The organism is Pseudobutyrivibrio sp. LB2011, assembly GCF_000701765.1.
Lineage (GTDB): Bacteria > Bacillota > Clostridia > Lachnospirales > Lachnospiraceae > Pseudobutyrivibrio > Pseudobutyrivibrio ruminis.
Window position 1 is genome coordinate 572,020 of sequence record NZ_JNJS01000001.1, and the last position, 18,602, is coordinate 590,621.

The window sequence follows — 18,602 nt, forward strand, 5'->3', positions numbered from 1 at the left end:
AACAATAATCACCATATTTTGTAAATTGAAGATTTTATAAAAAGAAAAAAGAGTTGCAATCAGGCAACTCTTTTTTATGTTCATTTATAATGCTTTATGTTCTTGAAGACAAATCAATATTTATCATATCAAGATAAGGTACTAGCAGATTAGGCTTTGTAGTAAAGAAATATTTTTCATCAAGCTCTTCTATTCTAAAGCTTTTTCTGCCGCCTTCTTGCATTCTATCCCAGAATTCCTTTAGCTTTTCAAAGGTCAGGTAATAATATACATCTCTCTCGCTAAAGAAAATCAGAATAAATGCCAGGCCATCTTGTGCCTCCCAATTTCCCATGAAATTTACCTGGTGCTCATGTATGTTTTGGAGAGGGAATGTGTCTTTATTGCACTCTTTTGCATCAAAACACACAGGAATACCTTGGATGGCACCTACATAATCGACAGTGGATTTTTGATCAAAGTAAGCAAGTGTTATATGACCCTTATTATCCATATCAATAGGTGTGATTGGTGTTGGAATCTTTTGAATGAGGGCCAAACCGTTTTCGGCGTACACCTCATTTGTTTTATTAATAAATTCTTCGAATGTGGAACCACGAAGTCCACGTGATTTATATGTAGCCATTAAACTCCCTTGGTAAATCACAGACAAACTTTCTACCATCTTCAAACTCTATTGAGTACGCATGTAAAAGCTGTCCTCTAACATTTTCTTTTTTATTAATTGATGTGTTTCCGTATTTGTTATCACCTAATATAGGATGACCAATTGAAGCAAGGTGTGCTCTTATCTGATGGGTTCTACCTGTGATTAAGTGAATCTCCAGTAAGGTAAATTTATCAACCACATGGGATATAGGCCTATAAGCTGTTTTAATAGGCTTAGAATCCTTTGTTTCGGTATGTGTTATAGAAACCTTATTAGTTGCTTCATCCTTTGATAAAAAGCCTTCTATCTGCTGATTTTGCTCGATATTACCAAGCACAACTGCACGATACAATTTCTTACAGCTACGCTCCTTCAAAGCTTCCCCAAGTTCCTGTGCGGCCTTTAATGTCTTAGCAAATAAAACTATGCCTGAAGTATTTCTATCCAGTCTGTTGCATATGCTAGGGTGAAAGTGCTTGAAGCTTTCTTCTGTAAGGCCTTTTTCGTTTATCAAATAAGATATAGCCATCTCATTAATCGAGATATCTGATGGTGTATCTTTTTGAGACTTAATACCAGCAGGCTTGTTGATGATAATCATTTCATCATCTTCGTAAATCACATTGATATTATGGTCTACTTCTTTAAGAGAATAATACAATTCATCTCTTTCTCCAGCTCCAGTCATTTTTGCATATGTTTCATCCGAAAACCAAATCTTTACAATATCGCCAGTATTTAGTTTTTCTGTGCCATCAGCTTTTTTATCGTTAAGTGTGATGTTCTTTTTACGAAGCATTTTGTATATAAAGCTGGAGCTTGCTTCGCTAAGAACACGTTTCAGATATTTGTCAAAACGCTGATTACTATCGTTTACGTCTATTTTTAGTTCTTTCATTTGTCTTACTTTGTTTTCCAGAAGTCTGTTTTCTAGTATTTTTATTATTCTTTTTGAATTCCTTGCCTTTAATCTTTCTAGGTGGAATCAAGCATTCTTCTCCAAATCCAATCAAATCCTCTCTTCCAGCTTTGATAAGAGCTTCTTTTACGAGATCATAGTTTTCAGGTCTCTTGTACTGTATAAGAGCTCTTTGCATTGCTTTTTCATGAGGATTCTTGCATATATAAACGGGCTTCATATCCCTTGGGTCAATCTCTGTATAGTACATTGTTGTAGAGATTGTGCTAGGTGTTGGATAGAAATCCTGCACCTGCTCTGGCGATAAATGATGGTCGCGAAGATACTCTGCCAAGGCGATTGCATCATCTAATGTGCTTCCCGGATGAGAACTCATCAAATATGGCACCAAATACTGCTTTAAACCAAGCTCTTTATTAATCTTGGCATATTTATCGCAGAAACTGTTGTAAACGGAAATATCAGGCTTTCCTAAGTAGCTGAGTACATTGTTTGAAATATGTTCTGGAGCCACCTTCAGCTGGCCACTAACATGATACTTACAGAGGTCACGGAGGAAGGTGTCGTCTTTGTCATACATTACATAATCGAATCTGACGCCGGAACGTACAAATACTTTTTTTACCTTTGGAAGCTTGCGTAGCTTTGTGAGAAGGCTTACATAATCCTTGTGATCTACTTCTAGATTAGGACACTTAGTAGGGAATAGACACTGCCTATGCATACATACGCCCTTTTCCATCTGCTTTTTACAAGAAGGATTCCTGAAGTTGGCTGTTGGTCCACCAACATCATGGATATAACCCTTAAATTCTGGATCCTGAGTTATAAGCTTTGCTTCATTTATAATAGATTCATGGCTGCGTGATTGAATAATTCTACCCTGATGGAATGTTAAGGCACAGAAATTACATCCTCCAAAGCAGCCGCGGTTACTAATCAATGAAAACTTAACTTCTTTGATAGCTGGGATACCACCATCTTTTTCATAGATAGGATGATATGTGCGCATATATTCTATAGCATATACATCATCCATTTCCTGTCTCGATAAAGGCTTTTGAGGTGGATTTTGAATTACATACATTGCACCATCGTATGTTTCAACAAGCTTTTTTGCTGTGAATGCATCCGTATTTACGTACTGAGTATAGAAGCTTTTTGCGTATGTAGCTTTATCTGCTTTTATATCTTCATAAGAAGGTAACATGATTGCATCTTCAGTGAAGGATTTATCTCTAGTTTTGAATACAGTGCCATCGATATATGTGATATCCTTAACATCCATTCCAGATGCAAGACAATCAGCTATTTCTACTACAGAACGCTCTCCCATTCCATAAGAAATCAAGTCCGCACCAGAATCTAAAAGTATAGAACGACGAACCTTATTTGACCAATAGTCGTAATGCGCAAGTCTTCTAAGTGATGCTTCTATTCCACCTATAATAATCGGTTTCTTTTTGTATGTGTGTCTAATTAAATTACAGTAAACTACTGTTGCATAATCTGGTCTAAGACCAATTTTGCCACCTGGAGAATAGTTGTCGTAATCTCTACGGTGCTTTGAAACACTATAATGATTTACCATTGAATCCATGTTTCCTGCACTTACAAAAAATCCCAGTCTTGGCTCACCAAGAATATTGATAGAATTATCATCCTTCCAATCTGGTTGAGCTATAATACCCACTGTATATCCATGTAATTCAAGTATACGGCAGATTATTGCAGCACCAAAGGATGGGTGGTCTACATAAGCATCTCCACAGACGTAGACGAAGTCTAGCTGTTCGATACCTCTATCTTTCATATCTTGCTTACTAATTGGTAAAAATTGTGCCATATAAACCTCTTAAATAAAATAAGCCAACTGTATGTAATACAAGTTGGCTGTAAAATCTAAACTTATGATTATTCCTTGTTAAAGAACTGCTCAGGAATATCAAGTGCTGGTAAATCCTCATCAGCATCATTACCGTTTGAAGTGACATCTGCCTGCTGTTGTGGAGCTGGCTCATTCACAGCTGCATCACCTGTAGAATCTAAACTCTGAGCTGGATCAGAATCGCCGTCATTTAATGAATCAGGAACAAGCGCTGCTCTGTTTCCATTAACTGTATCTAAGTAAACTTGCATTGTGCCAAGGAATGCCTCGTCACGTGCTCTGGTTGTGTCAATTGCATTTGCAAGTATAGTTTGGATATTTGCTAATAGCTCATCTGTATAAGCGATAGCACCCATTCTGATGTTGTTAGCATCTTCTGTAGCTCTATCGATTTTCTCTTGAGCGTTTTTCTGCGCAATAAGAATAACTTCATTTGCCTGAGCATATGCTTGCTGCATAATTTGATGTTCAGAAACAAGTTCGTTTGTCTGAATCTGTGCCTGACTAATTATTTCATCAGCCTTTGCCTTTGCATCTGCGAGAATCTGCTCTCTGTTTGCAATCATTCGCTGATATTTTCTGATTTCATCAGGAGTCTTTGTTCTAAGTTCCTGTAAAAGTGATTCAAGCTCGTCCTTGTTAACTACGATTTTGTTTGTAGAAAAAGCAGATGGCTTACAATCATCAATATAAGCTTCGATTTCGTCAATGATATCTTCAATTTTGCTTGTACTTGCCATGGTAATTACTTCTCCTTGTCTTTAATTTTGGCTTCTATGAGAGGTATAACCTGAGGTGGAACAAATAGGCTGATATCTCCTCCATAAGACGCAAATTCCTTTGCGACTGTAGAACTCAAATAAGAATATTTTAAAGATGTAGGCATAAATAAAGTCTCTAAATCTGGATATTGAACTTTATTAGATTGAGCTATTTGAATTTCGATTTCAAAATCAGTAACAGCTCTAAGCCCTCTAATTATTACCTGTGCATCCTTTGCCTTTGCAAAGTCTACTGTAAGTCCCTCAAAAGAATCGACCTTAACATTGTCTAAATTTTCAGTCAATTCTCTTATCATGTTAACACGTTCATCAATGGAAAACAACGGATTTTTTTGCTTGTTATTTAAAACGCCAACAACAAGTTCATCACAAAGCTTGCTAGCCCTTTTAATAATGTCAAGATGCCCATAAGTGATTGGGTCAAAGCTTCCTGGATAAATTGCTCGTCTCATTTTACGCCTTCTTTAAAAATATATGCTTATTAGTCTTGTATAGTTTTTCTTTGGTAATTGTATAGCCTAATTCTGAAACATAGTCTATATCTGTATCAAGACTGGCTTCTACTATAATGGTGGTTTCGTTAGAAATATAGCTTTTGTTTGCTAGTGATTCTAAAACCTGTTTTTCTATAAGTTTGTTATATGGAGGATCCATAAAAACAAAATCAAATTCTTCATTTCCATTTAGCTTATTCAAAGCTGAAAATACGTCCTCTTTGTAAAGTGTAGCTTCATCTGTGAACTTTGCTTTGGATAAATTATTTTCGATGCATGAGATGGCTGTTTTATCTTTTTCTACAAAAACAGCTTCACTTGCTCCTCTACTAAGAGCTTCGATACCCATTTGACCGCTACCTGAAAACAAATCTAAGAATCTGCAACCAGGTATATCAAAAGAAATCATATTAAATAATGTTTCTTTGATTCTATCAGAAGTAGGTCTGGTGCCGAGGCCTTCGGGAGTCTGTAAATTCATCCCACGTTTACTTCCGGAAATTATTCTCAAAATTATTACCTCATTATATGTTAAGTTCTCTCATGCATTCATCTAGAAGCTGGAATGCGAGATTTGTAGCCTGCGCTCTAACCTCTGTTCTGCTTCCAGTCAAATGCAATTCTTTAACCTTTACGTTGGACTCACCATATGAACATCCAATATAAACTAGGCCTACTGGCTTAGTTGGAGAACCGCCTCCTGGACCAGCTATACCGGTTGAGGATAAACCGAAATCAGCCTTTGCCTTTTTCTTGACTCCGATAGCCATTTCTTTTGCAGTCTGTTCACTAACAGCACCGTAAGCCATAAGTGTTTCATCTTTTACGCCTAAATTCTTGATTTTGGCCTCGTTGGAATATGTAACATATCCTTCATTGAAACAATTTGAAGCTCCTGGAAAATCTACAATAGAGCTTGCAATCATACCACCTGTACAAGATTCAGAAGTTGAAACTGTAAGCTTGTTAGCTATCAATCTTTCAAGAATATTGGAAATTTCCATAATTAGTTCTGCTCCTTGAGAACTTCACTATTCTGGTAAATGTATATTACAAGTGAAAGAACTGTAAGTACAAGTGATACCCAAATGAACACCTGTCCTAATACCTGCAACCAACCGAATGGAAGGTTTGCAACAAGGATGATAATCATAATCATCTGTGAAACAGTCTTAAGCTTTCCAAAAATATTTGCAGCTATAACAACACCATTCTCAGCAGCTATAAGTCTAAAGCCGGAAATAATAAACTCTCTTGCTACGATAATAATAACAATCCAAGCATATAACTGGCCTGTAGAAATAAGACAAATCATTGCTGAGCAAACTAAAAGCTTATCTGCCAATGGGTCCATAAACTTTCCAAAATTAGTAACAAGATTGTATTTACGTGCAATCTTTCCATCTAACATATCTGTTAGAGACGCTACAATAAAGATTAAATCAGCAATAATACGAAGTGCTTGATTTTCAGGGTTGATAAGTAAAAATAAAACAAAAAAAGGAATAAGTACAACTCTGAATAATGTAAGTTTGTTAGGTAAATTCATTTCCTTTAAATTCATAACTTTACATCTCCTATTAAATCATATTCGTCAAAACCTGTAACTTCAACATCTACGAACTGTCCGCTGGTAAGTTCAGTATCGCTATTTACAAAAATAAAACCATCCACTGAAGGTGTGTCGCGATATGTTCTACCTATAAAGACTCCATCTTCTGGAAGCTTTCCTTCGATGAAAACTCTCAGTGTTCTTCCGATGTATTTTTTATTGTTAGATAAAGATATATCTTTTTGGCAAAGCATAACCTCATCTAACCATTTTTTCTTTAAATCTTCATCTACTTGATTGTCCCAAGTAGCAGCTACAGTACCTTCTTCTTTTGAGTAAGCAAATGCGCCAAGTCTATCAAAAGACATATCCTTGATAAACTGTAAAAGCTCTTCATGCATCTCTTCTGTTTCACCTGGGAAGCCACAAATCAAAGTGGTTCTAAGGGAAATATCTGGCATAGCCTTGCGCAATCTGTCTGCTATATTCATAATGTCAGCTTTATTTGTTTTTCTAGCCATATTATGGAGAAGCTGATCATTACAATGCTGTATAGGCATATCGATATAGTGGCAAATCTTTGGCTCAGATGCCATGCATTCTATAAGCTCATCAGTGATTTCCTCAGGGTAAGCATAAAGAATACGAATCCATTCAATTCCATCGATTTCACAAAGCTTGTGAAGAAGATCTGTGAGTGATTTCTTGCCATAAATATCCATACCGTAGACGGTTGTTTCCTGGGCAACAAGAATGAGTTCCTTTACTCCATCTGCAGCCAGCTGTTTTGCTTCTGTCAAAAGCTTTTCCATAGGTACAGAGCGATAATCACCGCGTAAGAATGGAATTATACAGTAGGTGCAGCGTTTGTTGCAGCCTTCAGCAATCTTAAGGTACGCATAGTGACCACCTGTTGTAAGAACTCTTCGGCCATCCTTAGGAAGCCCTTTTAATTCTTTCTTGAAAACAGGCTTTTCACCGTTCTTTTCTAAGACTATATTGATTGCATTTATTAATTCATCATAGGAATTAGTTCCAATGATAGCGTCAACCTCAGGAAGTTCTTCGAGAATATCCTCAGTAAAACGCTGAGCCAGACACCCTGAAACAATAAGTCCCTTAAGCTTGCCTGACTCCTTATATGCTCCTAAATCGATGATAGTCTGGATACTTTCCTCCATTGCATCAGCGATAAAAGAACATGTATTAACAACAATGATATCTGCGTCTTCCTCGTTGTCACAAATTGTGAAATCGTGGTCAATAAGATCACCAAGCATGTGCTCTGAATCAACAAGGTTTTTATCGCAGCCTAATGAAACAAATAATACATTCATAGGTTAGTTGTTTGCATCCTCATTAATAATTTTGATAGCGCCTTCGTTAAGCTCATTAACAGCGATTGAAAGTGGCTTTTCACCCTTCTGGCAGTTGATGAGTGGCTCAGCTCCGTCGATAATCTGACGAGCACGCTTTGCTGTAGCAGCAACGATTGTGTAACGACTGTTTACAACTGGCTCCTCTCCAACCTCAACATTTTCATTTACCTTTTCCATAAGTTCAACATAAGATGGATGTATCATAATTAATTACTCCTTTCAAATATCTTTAATTCTTCTTGCATTTCTTTAATAGCTGAATGATTTCTTTCTACTCTATAATGTTCAGCCTGAATTATATTATGAACCTGATCTACAGCTTTTTCCAATGAATCGTTTACAATCAGGTAATCATACTTGTCCATGTTTTGAGATTCCTTGCATGAAATTGCTAGTCTCTCTTTGATTACTTCATCTGTTTCTGTGCCTCTGCCAACAAGTCTGTTTTCAAGCTCCTTGGCTGATGGTGGCATTGTGAAAAGTAAAAGTGCATCAGGGAACATTTTCTTAACCTGAAGTGCACCCTGGATTTCTATTTCAAGGATAACATCCTTTTTACGCTCGATTAACTGCTCAACGTAAGCACGAGGTGTTCCGTATGAGTTACCATTGAAAGTTGCATACTCAAGTAACTCGTCGTTTTCTATCATTTTGTCGAATTCTTCTCTTGTTTTAAAGAAGTATTCTCTTCCATCCTTCTCCCCTGCACGAATATCACGTGTTGTAGCGGAAATTGAAAGATTGTAATCATTAGGATGTGCCTCAAGCAAATGCTTCATGATTGTTCCTTTACCAGCTCCTGAAAAGCCTGAAAGAACAATTACAAGACCTTTATCACTAATCATTGTCTATCTCCTCCTTAAATGAATTATCGCTAATTCTATTTGCTATTGTATCTGGCATAAGTGCAGATAAAACCACATACTCATCGCATATTATCACACATCTAGTGCGACGCCCCTGTGTTGCGTCAATTATGTTGCCTTTTTCTTTTGCATTGGCAACTATACGCTTTGAAGGTGCCGAATCGGAGGTGATCATCGATACAATTTTATTGCTATTAATAATGTTTCCAAAACCTATATTTATAAAAGCCATATTATTCTATATTTTGGATTTGCTCCCTAACCTTTTCGATAAGTGTTTTAAGAGTGATGCCGATATCAGCAATTTCAACATCTGTTGATTTTGAAAGAATGGTATTTGCTTCACGATTAAGTTCCTGGGCAAGGAAATCAAGCTTTCTACCAACTTCCTTATCTAAATCAAATACAGATCTTGTTTCTGCTACATGACTCTTTAAACGAACCATTTCTTCATCGATACAAATCTTATCTGCGTACATAGTGACTTCCTGAGCGATACGTGCCTCGTCGATTTTAGTATCATCAAGAAGCTCTTGAATCTTTGAAGTAAGACGAGCTTTGTATTCTTCGATAATCTGTGGACTACGTTTTTCAAGCTTGTCAACGAGAACAAGCATGTCATCCATTTTAGAAACTAAATCAGATTCTAAACGCTGGCCCTCTGCTATTCTTGACTCTACGAATTGATCGATGCAATCTGAAAGAGCTGAAAGCACTAATTCCTTCAGGCTATCTTCATCAGCATCATTTTCTGTAAGCTCAATAACATCTGGAAGACGAACAATGCTGCTAGCCTTCATATCGTTGTCGACACCGAGCTTTTCAGCCATAGCAGAAATAGATTCATAGTATTTAGCTGCCATAGCATCGTTGATAGATACCTGATAGCAGGCATCAGAATGCTCGAGTAAAGTGATGTAAACATCTACCTTTCCTCTGAAAATACTTTCGCTAATTTTGTTGCGAACTACACTCTCTAAAAAATTAAGTTTCTTTGGGAGTTTGATATTTAAATCAAGATATCTGTGATTAACAGACTTCATTTCTATTGTGACACGGGCATCGGAATTTTCAGCAAAGCCCTTGCCGTATCCAGTCATACTACGAACCATGTGAAGATGTCTCTCCTTAGAATTTTATAATAAAAATTACATTACTCTGAAGTGTACACAGTTGTAATTAATTATAATTAAATGTATCATGATAGTCAACAATAAAGGATGAAGTACTAGTACTTTGAAAGGACAAGAAAATGGCATTAGATGGTATTTCTATTCATGCATTAGTACATGAATTTAACGAGACATTTTTGAATGGAAAAATCAATAAAATTTCTCAGCCTGAAAAAGAGGAATTATTGATTACTATAAATACTCAAAATGGAAACAAACGATTGTTAATATCAGCAAACGCTTCTCTTCCATTTATGTATATCACAGATGAAAATAAAACTGCACCAGCCCAAGCTCCAGGATTTTGTATGTTGCTTAGAAAGCATATAGGCGCAGGAAGAATTATTGAGATTTCTCAAATGGGAATGGAGCGCGCCGTTCGTTTTAAAATCCAGCATTTAAACGAAATGGGCGATATTACATACAAATATCTTTATATTGAGATTATGGGTAAACATTCTAACATAATCTTTTGTAACGAAGATAATATGATTTTGGATTCCATAAAGCATATTCCTTCTTCAGTTAGTTCTGTAAGAGAAGTTTTGCCTGGTAGAGACTACTTTATTCCAACTCAGGAAGGCAAAACAAATCCTTTGGAGTCATCAGAGGATTCCTTTAAGAATACAGTTCTTAAACGAAGTGAATCCGTGTTTAGAGCACTTATGTCATCATATATTGGTATAAGCCCTACAATTACCAACGAAATTTGTTTCAGAGCAGGAATAGATTCTGATGCAAGCTGCGCTTCTCTTTTTGACGAACACAAAGATAAGCTTTGGAATAACTTTACCGGCTTGATGGATGATATTCGAAATGATAACTACTCTTACAATATTATTGTAGATGGAGCAAATGGCAAGCCGATTGAATATGCGCCTGTTAACCTTACAATGTATCAGGATATGGAAGCAAAATCTTTCCAGACAATGTCTGAAGTATTAATTGAGTTTTATGCTAAGCGTAATCAATACACAAACATTCGTCAGAAATCCTCTGATTTACGTAAGATTATTACAAATCATATAGAGCGAGCTTCTAAGAAGCTTGATTTGCAATTAAAACAGCAAAAAGATACAGAGAAACGCGATAAATACAAGATTTACGGTGAAATGCTGCACACCTACGGCTACGAAGCAAAACCAAAGGATAAATCCATAACGGTTATTAATTACTATGACAACAAGGAATTAACAATACCTCTTGATCCTGATTTGTCTGCTACCGAAAATGCCAAGAAATATTTTGATAAATATGCAAAGTTAAAAAGAACAGCAGAAGCTCTCAATATTTATATTGAACAGTCAAAGCAGGAATTGGAATTACTACAATCTATCGAGGCTGCTTTGAATATCGCTGAAAATGAAAATGATTTAGCTGAAATTCGACGCGAATTATCTGATCACGGATTCATTAAGAAACATTCTGGTAATAAAAAAGAAAAAATCAAGAAAAGCAAACCATTACATTTTGTTGATGATAATGGATTCGATATTTATGTTGGTAAAAACAACTACCAGAACGATGAACTTACTTTTAAATTTGCTACAGGAAATGATTGGTGGTTCCATACAAAAAAGATACATGGCAGTCATGTAATTGTTAAAACAAATGGTAAGGAATTACCAGACAGTACATATGAATATGCTGCAGAGTTGGCCGCTTACTATTCTTCTGGTCGTGATTCTCAAAAAGTTGAGATTGATTACTTGCAAAAGAAGAACGTAAAAAAGCCCGCTAGCGCTGTAGCAGGCTTTGTAGTTTATTACACTAATTACTCTCTTATGGCTACTCCTACCTTAGAGCACGTAAAATTGATTAGCCAAGAATGAGTTTAATGTGGACCTTAGAGCTGGATGTTTTTCCAGTTCAGGGTCCTTTTTTAATATCTCATTTACATCAGATGAAGCCATCTCTAGCTCGTCAGCATCTTGATAAATATCTGCAACCTTAAAGCTGAATTCGCCACTTTGACGAACTCCAAACATATCGCCTGGACCACGTAATTTCAAATCTTCTTTAGCGATATAGAAACCATCGTTTGATTTAAGCATTATATTTAAACGTTCTGATTCGTGATTATCAGAGCTCGAATTCATCAAAATACAGTAGCTCTGAGCGTCGCCTCTACCAACTCGTCCTCGTAATTGATGAAGAGCTGCAAGACCAAATCTATTGGCGTTTTCAATCATCATGACTGTTGCGTTTGGAACATTTACACCTACTTCTACAACAGTTGTAGAAACTAATATATCAGTTTTATGATTAGCAAAATCATCCATTACCTGGTTTTTTTCTGCAGGCTTCATTTTTCCATGCAATACACCAATTTGATATTTATCTTTAAAGCGTTCTTTAAGTTTCTTGCTGTAATCCGTAACGTTTTGCGCTTCAGTTGTTTCTGATGCCTCAACAAGTGGGCAAATTATATATACCTGATGTCCTTTTGCAATTTCATCGGAAACAAATTTGTAAGCGGTTGCTCGCATACTTTCTTTGATTACACATGTTTTTATAGGTAATCGATTAGCTGGAAGCTCCTTGATTGCAGAAACATGCATATTTCCATAGAGTATCATAGCCAAGGTTCTAGGAATTGGGGTTGCTGACATGACAACAATATGAGGATGATTTCCCTTTGAGGAAAGCTTATCTCGTTGCTGTACGCCAAATCTATGCTGTTCATCGGTGATTACTAATGCCAATTCTCCAAAAGTTCGGCCTTCTGAAATCAATGCATGGGTGCCAATGATTAAGCATTGCTCATTTTCATCTACAAGCTTTTGCATAGCTTTCTTTTCAGAAACCTTCATAGAGCCTGTAAATAAAGCTACTGGAATATCTAATCCGGCATCATCAACCCATTTTTTGAAGCTTTCATAGTGCTGCTTTGCAAGCACTTCTGTAGGCGCCATGATTGCTGCCTGATATCCAGATAACGCAACATCCAACATGGCCAAAAAGGCAACGATGGTTTTACCACTTCCTACATCACCTTGAATTAATCTCTGAGTAATGTATTCTCCTGTCAAATCAGTAGAAATGTCATTAATAACCTTTAATTGATCATTAGTTAAAGCGAAAGGTAATGATTTTTTAAAATCGTCTGTTTCCTGATGATGTGTGATATTGAATGTATTCGGATATGAAACGCTCTTTTCTTCCTGTAAACGGGAATTAAGTATAAAGAAAAACATTTCTTCATAAGCAAGGCGACGGCGTGCTTTTACCAGCTCATCAAAATTCTTAGGAAAATGATAGGCGTAAATTGCATCCTTATATGACATAAAATCATTTTTGGATTCTATATCCTCAGGTAACCTGTTTTCTGGAATGTTACAGTGCTCAAATCCGCTTTTAACTGATTTTAATACAAGATTGTTGCTGAGGCCTTTAGTTAAATGATAAATAGGCTGTATTTGCTTGCGGATTTCCTCGTATTTATCTCTTTCAAATATTAAAGGCTGTGTAATCTTGTATCGACCCTTGTCAAATAATAGCCTTCCGTAGAAAACATATATTTTGCCTGGCTCCAAGCTGGATTTAATATAATTTGAATTAAACCAAGCTAAATCAACTGCCATATCATCCACATAGGCTGTTGTTGATAATACATCCAGTTTGTTTCTTGTTCTAAATATCTTTGGGCTTGTCTTGATGCGCCCGGCTATACTAACAAGTGAATTGACGTTATCTTTGTTTGGTATAGATACTTCAGGATAAATTAAATAGGTACGCGGAAAAAAAAGGAGTATATCCTCTATGGTATATACTCCTAACTTATTTAATAATTTAGTTGTCTTCTCTCCAACGCCCTTAATAGTGTCAATCGGTGATAACAACTCCATAATATTACTCCACTGAAACGATGTATGCGTATACAGCCTGTCCGCCTTCTGAAATTTCAACTTCAAGATCTGGATACTTCTCAAGGACCTTGTCTCCAAGTGCCTGAGCATCATCCTGATTTGAACCTTCACCCCAGTAGATAGAAACTACAGCGGAATCATCAGAAACCATCTCGTCGATCATCTCGAGGAATGCAGTTGAAATATCAGCATTTACAGAAAGGAGGCCTGAATCGCCCATACCCATCCAGTCGTCTTTTCTGATTTCTTTGTCATCAATAACTGTATCACGAACAGCGTATGTAACCTGACCAGTCTTAACATTAGAAATTTCTTCTGTCATTGCTGCCTGGTTATCTTCAACGCTAGCGTCTGCAGCGAATGAAATAAGAGCTGTAATTCCCTGAGGAATTGTCTTTGTAGGGATAACAATAATCTTTTTATCCTCACAAATAGCAGCTGCCTGATTTGCTGCAAGAATGATATTTTTATTGTTTGGTAAAACAAATACAGTCTTTGCATTAACCTTTTCTACAGCTGAAAGAATATCGTCTGTAGAAGGGTTCATTGTCTGACCACCTGGAATCATGTAGTCACAACCAAGCTCTGTAAAGATAGATGTAAGACCATCACCTGTAGCAATTGAAACGAATCCCATTTCCTTTGCAGGCTCTGTAAACTTTGGAGCTTCTTCTTTAACATCTTCTTTTTCGCTAGAGAATACTACTTCATCAGAATTTGTCTCTGTGATTGTAAGATCAGAAACCTTTCCAGATGCTAACTTCTCTAATTTTGCTCTTAATTCTTTGATCTGGTATGAAGCAAGTGGCTTCTCAGATTCGATAACGAATTCAACAGCATACTTAGAAATAGCTGGCTTAGCCTTTGGAGCCTCTACAGCTTCTGTTGTGTAATCAACTTCCTTACCAATAAGGGCATCGTAAGCTCCCTTAAGAACTTGAACAAGACCCTGTCCGCCTGAATCTACAACACCAGCCTGCTTCAAAACTGGAAGCATATCTGGAGTTCTTGCAAGTGTATCCTCTGCTTCTGCGATAACAGCTTCAGCAAATTCTACGATGTTGTCTGTCTTTGTAGCCATCTCTGCAGCCTTGTCAGCAGCAGCACGGGCAACTGTAAGAATTGTACCTTCCTTTGGTTGCATAACTGCCTTGTAAGCAGTCTGAACAGCCTTTTCAAAGGCCTCATTTAAAAGTGGAATATCAACTTCGTCGTGGCTTGAAATAACCTTTGTAAAACCACGGAAAAGCTGAGACAAAATAACACCTGAATTACCTCTAGCGCCTCTAAGTGAGCCAGATGAAATAGCCTTAGACAATGTCTTCATGTCTGGATCCTGAAGTTCCATTACAGCATTTGCTGCAGACATAATAGTCATAGTCATGTTTGTACCTGTATCACCATCAGGAACTGGAAAAACGTTTAATTCGTTAATCCATTCCTTTTTAGATTCAAGATTTTTTGCGCCCGAAAGGAACATCTTTGATAATAAAGACGCATCGATAGTTTGAATCTCCACGTATAAATCCTCCTTAGTCAATAACTCTTACGCCTTCAACGTAGATATTGATTGTATCAACAGTTAAACCAGTAAAAGACGAAACTTTATATTTTACTGTTTCGATGAGGTTTTCTGCTACTGCAGCAACGCTAACACCATATGAAACAATAACATGAAAATCTAACGAAATTGTGTTGTCCTCATTGATATTGACACTAATTCCGTGATTTAAATAATCTTTCTTGAGAAGCTTAACTAAGCCATCTTTCATATTGACAGCAGCCATGCCTACAATGCCGAAGCACTCTACTGCAACTGAACCGGCATAAGTAGCAATAACATCTGTGTCTATAACAATCTTACCAAGCTCTGTTTCCATTTGACCTTGCATAAAATTACCTCCAAATTCGCATATTTACTCATGATGAGAACATTATATACTATGTTTACTAAAAATGAAAGTAAGGATTAATGCCTAAAACAAAAAATAAAAGCCACCCTTCCGAGTGACTTTCAATATCGTGTGTAAGATTAAGCACGCTCAACCTTGCCAGAACGTAAACAAGAAGTACATACATATAACTTCTTAGGTGTTCCATTCACATTACACTTAACGGACTTCACATTAGACTTCCACATATGATTGGATCTTCTATGAGAATGGCTCACATTGTTACCGAAATGAGCGCCTTTTCCACAAACTGCACATTTTGCCATGATTGCACCTCCTTGTAATTTATTTCAAAAACAAATTGCATTGACTAAACGCAACAAACGAATTATAGCAAAGCAAATTGTAAATTGCAATGATTTTTTCACTATATCTTGATTTTATTTTTTAAATATAGTGTGTTACTGGAAATATGCATTAAAAACCTTTGCTGCCAATGGTGCTGCATGCTTACTTCCGTATCCTGCTCCTTCCATTATAACAGCAATAGCCAGTTCTTTTCCAGTATTATCTATCGCGTATCCAACAAACCAGGAATGGGTCATACTTTTATTTGTTGTATACTCTGCTGTTCCAGTTTTGCCATATACTTTTAAATTGCCAAAATCTACGCTATCAGCAGTTCCATCCATTACAACAGCTTCCATGTATTCATTAAGTAAGTCTACCTCAGAATCGGACATAATTTGTCCATAACTCTTTTCATCTGTCTGACTAACAATATCGCCTTCGGCGCTTACCAGTTTATCAGCGTAATATGGTTCCATCAACTCACCGTCGTTTGCAATTGCAGAAACAAGCATGCACATGTGAAGTGGTGAAACTGTGGTGTTACCCTGACCTATGGATGTTTGACCGACAAGCTTATCGTCACTATTTGCAAGAGAAAAATAGGATGCTTTAGTAGCTTCAATCTGAGTAGGCAATGTATCGTTAAATAATAATTCCTCTGCTGTTTCAGTGAACTCATCTTTATCAAGATTGATTCCCATATATGCATAGGCGCTATTGCAGGAGTTGGAAAATGCTTTTAATAGATTCTCTGAACCGTGAGATTCATTACTACTACAATGAATGGTATAATCTCCTACTTTAAGGGAACCCTTACAATTAAAGCTAAAATCAGAATTACCATTATTTGCTCTTAAATAGGCAATGGTGGTGACAATTTTAAATGTCGAGCCTGGTGGATACGCTCCTTGTGTGGCTCTGTTTAAAAGAACTGATTTGCTGTTTGATTCACTATTGATGTCATCCCAGTATGTTGCAATTGTGTTTGGATCGTAATCAGGTTTGGATACCATGGCAACAACTTTTCCTGTAGATGGCTCGATTGCTATTACTGCCCCGTCGTACATTCCCATACCTTCGTAAGCAGCTAGCTGAGTTTCATAATCAAATGTAGTGTATAAATCGTCTCCAGGGCTTTTCTTGCCGCTGAGATTATTGTTAATCTGATCTTTAAGCGAAATGTGGCTCTTCAGCAAATCGAATGAATAATAGGCTTCTAGCCCAGCCATTCCCTGATCCACATAGCCTACAGCATGGCTAAATAGCCTTTCGTCTGGATATACACGTATTTCCTGCTTGGAATCATCGTAGCTTGTTTTGGCTATAATATGCCCGTCTGCGGTATATATGCTACCTCTGGTTACATCATCTGAAAAAGCAGAAAATCTTGAATTATAAGAATTATATATGAAATCTTTTGCTCCTTCTTTCACGTAATAAGAAAGGTAGACAATCATAGCAATAAAAACCATGGCAAACATAATTGCTATAACATATATTTCTTTTCGAATTGCTTTCTTAGTAGTCTTCTTTTTAGTCATAACGTCTTCTGCCTTTGTTTATATAAATTAATTCATCAGAACACTGTGCGATGTAGAAACAAATAAACATTGAAAGTAAAGAGCTGCCACCATAGCTGATAAAAGGTAAGGTGACACCTGTGGATGGTATAAATTTGATTACGCCACCAATATTTAATATAGCTTGAATCGAAAAAATAATTGCGATTCCATTGATAACCAACATATAAAAGCTGTTAGAACATGCAAAAGCTCTATTAAAAAGCATAATGCTGGTACACATTACAATAACTATTAAGCATATAGCTACAACTGCCCCTAATTCCTCTGAAATAGCTGCAAATATGAAGTCTTTGGTAACAACCGGTATCTTATTTGGCTGACCATTTGTGAGTCCGGAGCCGAACCATCCTCCAGATCCAATTGCGAATAATGACTGTGTAATTTGATATCCTTTATCATCGATAACTGATAATGGGTCAGACCATGCAATAAATCTAGATTGTATATGAGGAAATCTATTGTATGCGAATATTCCGCCTGCAAAAGCTACAATAAATTCCAACGATAAAACAATATAATTCTTGTAAGCTATGAAAATGATAAAAACATAGGCAACAAGAAATATCATAGCTGTTCCTAAATCTTTCGAAAAAAATAATACCAAAACATGTAATGCAGCTCCTATTGTAGAAAACAGAAAGCCGCGCATATCTTTGTAAGTGACTATGCAGCCGCTGATAAAGAACAGATAAGAAAGCTTAACAAATTCACTAGGCTGTATGCTTATGCTTCCAAACGAAAGTGATAGCTTTGCACCATACTCCACCTTTCCTGCGAAATGCACTATTAAAAGAAGTGCAATACCAACAAGAGCAAAAATAAATAGCTTTCGATTGATATGCTTGATGTTTTTAAGCACAAGCATAGCTAAAATAGCAAATCCGGCAGATGCAATGGCAAAAACAAACTGTCTGGTTGCCCTACTCATATCAAGTCTTTCTAGCGCAATAAAACTAAAGCTTAGAAGCATCAACATATTATTTAAGAGAGCTCCAGATTTGCCATAGTTTAGTTTGGACATTGATATGCCTATTGCAATAAATAAAGCCAGCTGAAAGATAGTCAAAAGAATAATTCTAGGGTCTTCTTTTACATAGTATAAAATGATGGAGCCGTTTATCAGAAAACAGACCACCATGATAGATTGAATAGTAGAAAAAATCCCCGATAAATCTTCACCGATTTTTGCCTCAAATATCTGTATAA

Annotated in this window: 20 protein-coding genes; 1 reads left to right on the plus strand and 19 read right to left on the minus strand. The window is 36.6% G+C overall.

Annotation, left to right across the window (positions count from 1 at the left end):
• Nucleotides 1-94: 94 nt before the first annotated feature.
• The 13 genes from T375_RS02645 to T375_RS02705 form a co-directional block, all read right to left on the minus strand.
• Nucleotides 95-625: a Holliday junction resolvase RecU gene (locus tag T375_RS02645; protein ID WP_044934499.1), complete on the minus strand. Its 531-nt coding sequence runs from the start codon at nt 623-625 to the stop codon at nt 95-97.
• Complete coding sequence (locus T375_RS02650; RefSeq protein WP_044934500.1) at nt 612-1,547, minus strand: RluA family pseudouridine synthase; 936 nt, start codon at nt 1,545-1,547, stop codon at nt 612-614. The genes T375_RS02645 and T375_RS02650 overlap by 14 nt, the downstream gene beginning before the upstream one ends.
• Nucleotides 1,516-3,414: a YgiQ family radical SAM protein gene (locus tag T375_RS02655; RefSeq protein ID WP_044934502.1), complete on the minus strand. Its 1,899-nt coding sequence runs from the start codon at nt 3,412-3,414 to the stop codon at nt 1,516-1,518. The genes T375_RS02650 and T375_RS02655 overlap by 32 nt, the downstream gene beginning before the upstream one ends.
• A 68-nt stretch (nt 3,415-3,482) precedes the next feature.
• A complete protein-coding gene (locus T375_RS02660; protein WP_044934504.1) occupies nt 3,483-4,196 on the minus strand; it encodes an ATP synthase subunit B family protein in 714 nt (237 codons plus the stop codon).
• A gap of 5 nt (nt 4,197-4,201) precedes the next feature.
• Nucleotides 4,202-4,690, minus strand: coding sequence for a pantetheine-phosphate adenylyltransferase (gene coaD / locus T375_RS02665; RefSeq protein ID WP_033154133.1), 489 nt, complete (start codon nt 4,688-4,690; stop codon nt 4,202-4,204).
• 1 nt (nt 4,691) lies between these two features.
• Nucleotides 4,692-5,243 (minus strand): 16S rRNA (guanine(966)-N(2))-methyltransferase RsmD, encoded by a 552-nt coding sequence (rsmD, locus tag T375_RS02670; protein WP_044934506.1) that lies wholly within the window; start codon nt 5,241-5,243, stop codon nt 4,692-4,694.
• Nucleotides 5,244-5,256: 13 nt separating this feature from the next.
• Nucleotides 5,257-5,736, minus strand: coding sequence for a CinA family protein (locus T375_RS02675; protein WP_044934508.1), 480 nt, complete (start codon nt 5,734-5,736; stop codon nt 5,257-5,259).
• 2 nt (nt 5,737-5,738) lie between these two features.
• Nucleotides 5,739-6,281 (minus strand): CDP-diacylglycerol--glycerol-3-phosphate 3-phosphatidyltransferase, encoded by a 543-nt coding sequence (gene pgsA, locus T375_RS02680; RefSeq protein WP_044935017.1) that lies wholly within the window; start codon nt 6,279-6,281, stop codon nt 5,739-5,741.
• An 11-nt stretch (nt 6,282-6,292) separates the two neighbouring features.
• Entirely contained in the window at nt 6,293-7,621 is a 1,329-nt protein-coding gene (rimO, locus tag T375_RS02685) for a 30S ribosomal protein S12 methylthiotransferase RimO (protein ID WP_044934510.1), read from the minus strand.
• A 3-nt stretch (nt 7,622-7,624) separates the two neighbouring features.
• Nucleotides 7,625-7,867 carry a DNA-directed RNA polymerase subunit omega gene (gene rpoZ, locus T375_RS02690; RefSeq protein WP_044934512.1) on the minus strand — a complete coding sequence of 81 codons (243 nt, stop codon included), beginning with the start codon at nt 7,865-7,867 and terminating at the stop codon, nt 7,625-7,627.
• Nucleotides 7,868-7,869: 2 nt separating this feature from the next.
• Nucleotides 7,870-8,505, minus strand: a complete 636-nt coding sequence (gene gmk, locus T375_RS02695) for a guanylate kinase (RefSeq protein ID WP_044935020.1) — start codon at nt 8,503-8,505, stop codon at nt 7,870-7,872.
• On the minus strand, nt 8,501-8,761 hold the full coding sequence (locus T375_RS02700; protein WP_044934514.1) for an extracellular matrix/biofilm biosynthesis regulator RemA family protein: 261 nt from the start codon (nt 8,759-8,761) through the stop codon (nt 8,501-8,503). The genes gmk and T375_RS02700 overlap by 5 nt, the downstream gene beginning before the upstream one ends.
• A gap of 1 nt (nt 8,762) precedes the next feature.
• On the minus strand, nt 8,763-9,641 hold the full coding sequence (locus tag T375_RS02705; RefSeq protein ID WP_044934516.1) for a YicC/YloC family endoribonuclease: 879 nt from the start codon (nt 9,639-9,641) through the stop codon (nt 8,763-8,765).
• A gap of 140 nt (nt 9,642-9,781) precedes the next feature.
• On the opposite strand from T375_RS02705, the gene T375_RS02710 reads away from it, so the two are divergent.
• Entirely contained in the window at nt 9,782-11,533 is a 1,752-nt protein-coding gene (locus T375_RS02710; protein WP_044934518.1) for an Rqc2 family fibronectin-binding protein, read from the plus strand.
• Here the strand turns inward: T375_RS02710 and recG are convergent.
• The 6 genes from recG to T375_RS02740 form a co-directional block, all read right to left on the minus strand.
• A complete protein-coding gene (gene recG, locus T375_RS02715; protein WP_044934520.1) occupies nt 11,501-13,549 on the minus strand; it encodes an ATP-dependent DNA helicase RecG in 2,049 nt (682 codons plus the stop codon). The genes T375_RS02710 and recG overlap by 33 nt on opposite strands.
• 4 nt (nt 13,550-13,553) lie before the next feature.
• Nucleotides 13,554-15,089 (minus strand): DAK2 domain-containing protein, encoded by a 1,536-nt coding sequence (locus T375_RS02720; RefSeq protein ID WP_090393928.1) that lies wholly within the window; start codon nt 15,087-15,089, stop codon nt 13,554-13,556.
• 13 nt (nt 15,090-15,102) lie between these two features.
• Entirely contained in the window at nt 15,103-15,462 is a 360-nt protein-coding gene (locus T375_RS02725) for an Asp23/Gls24 family envelope stress response protein (RefSeq protein ID WP_033154141.1), read from the minus strand.
• Nucleotides 15,463-15,602: 140 nt separating this feature from the next.
• Nucleotides 15,603-15,788, minus strand: a complete 186-nt coding sequence (gene rpmB, locus T375_RS02730; protein ID WP_015549663.1) for a 50S ribosomal protein L28 — start codon at nt 15,786-15,788, stop codon at nt 15,603-15,605.
• A 135-nt stretch (nt 15,789-15,923) separates the two neighbouring features.
• A complete protein-coding gene (locus T375_RS02735) occupies nt 15,924-17,354 on the minus strand; it encodes a peptidoglycan D,D-transpeptidase FtsI family protein (RefSeq protein ID WP_044934522.1) in 1,431 nt (476 codons plus the stop codon).
• Nucleotides 17,347-18,417, minus strand: coding sequence for an FtsW/RodA/SpoVE family cell cycle protein (locus tag T375_RS02740; RefSeq protein ID WP_197019832.1), 1,071 nt, complete (start codon nt 18,415-18,417; stop codon nt 17,347-17,349). The genes T375_RS02735 and T375_RS02740 overlap by 8 nt, the downstream gene beginning before the upstream one ends.
• Between the last annotated feature and the right edge of the window lie 185 nt (nt 18,418-18,602).

Coding starts and splice junctions, on each gene's coding strand:
- rpoZ (WP_044934512.1), bottom strand. CDS start 7,867: ATGATACATCCATCTTATGTTGAACTTATGGAAAAGGTAAATGAAAAT.
- recG (WP_044934520.1), bottom strand. CDS start 13,549: ATGGAGTTGTTATCACCGATTGACACTATTAAGGGCGTTGGAGAGAAG.
- T375_RS02700 (WP_044934514.1), bottom strand. CDS start 8,761: ATGGCTTTTATAAATATAGGTTTTGGAAACATTATTAATAGCAATAAA.
- T375_RS02740 (WP_197019832.1), bottom strand. CDS start 18,417: ATGTCCAAACTAAACTATGGCAAATCTGGAGCTCTCTTAAATAATATG.
- T375_RS02660 (WP_044934504.1), bottom strand. CDS start 4,196: ATGGCAAGTACAAGCAAAATTGAAGATATCATTGACGAAATCGAAGCT.
- T375_RS02645 (WP_044934499.1), bottom strand. CDS start 625: ATGGCTACATATAAATCACGTGGACTTCGTGGTTCCACATTCGAAGAA.
- rpmB (WP_015549663.1), bottom strand. CDS start 15,788: ATGGCAAAATGTGCAGTTTGTGGAAAAGGCGCTCATTTCGGTAACAAT.
- pgsA (WP_044935017.1), bottom strand. CDS start 6,281: ATGAATTTACCTAACAAACTTACATTATTCAGAGTTGTACTTATTCCT.
- rimO (WP_044934510.1), bottom strand. CDS start 7,621: ATGAATGTATTATTTGTTTCATTAGGCTGCGATAAAAACCTTGTTGAT.
- T375_RS02705 (WP_044934516.1), bottom strand. CDS start 9,641: ATGGTTCGTAGTATGACTGGATACGGCAAGGGCTTTGCTGAAAATTCC.
- T375_RS02710 (WP_044934518.1), top strand. CDS start 9,782: ATGGCATTAGATGGTATTTCTATTCATGCATTAGTACATGAATTTAAC.
- T375_RS02655 (WP_044934502.1), bottom strand. CDS start 3,414: ATGGCACAATTTTTACCAATTAGTAAGCAAGATATGAAAGATAGAGGT.
- coaD (WP_033154133.1), bottom strand. CDS start 4,690: ATGAGACGAGCAATTTATCCAGGAAGCTTTGACCCAATCACTTATGGG.
- T375_RS02650 (WP_044934500.1), bottom strand. CDS start 1,547: ATGAAAGAACTAAAAATAGACGTAAACGATAGTAATCAGCGTTTTGAC.
- T375_RS02725 (WP_033154141.1), bottom strand. CDS start 15,462: ATGCAAGGTCAAATGGAAACAGAGCTTGGTAAGATTGTTATAGACACA.
- T375_RS02675 (WP_044934508.1), bottom strand. CDS start 5,736: ATGGAAATTTCCAATATTCTTGAAAGATTGATAGCTAACAAGCTTACA.
- T375_RS02735 (WP_044934522.1), bottom strand. CDS start 17,354: ATGACTAAAAAGAAGACTACTAAGAAAGCAATTCGAAAAGAAATATAT.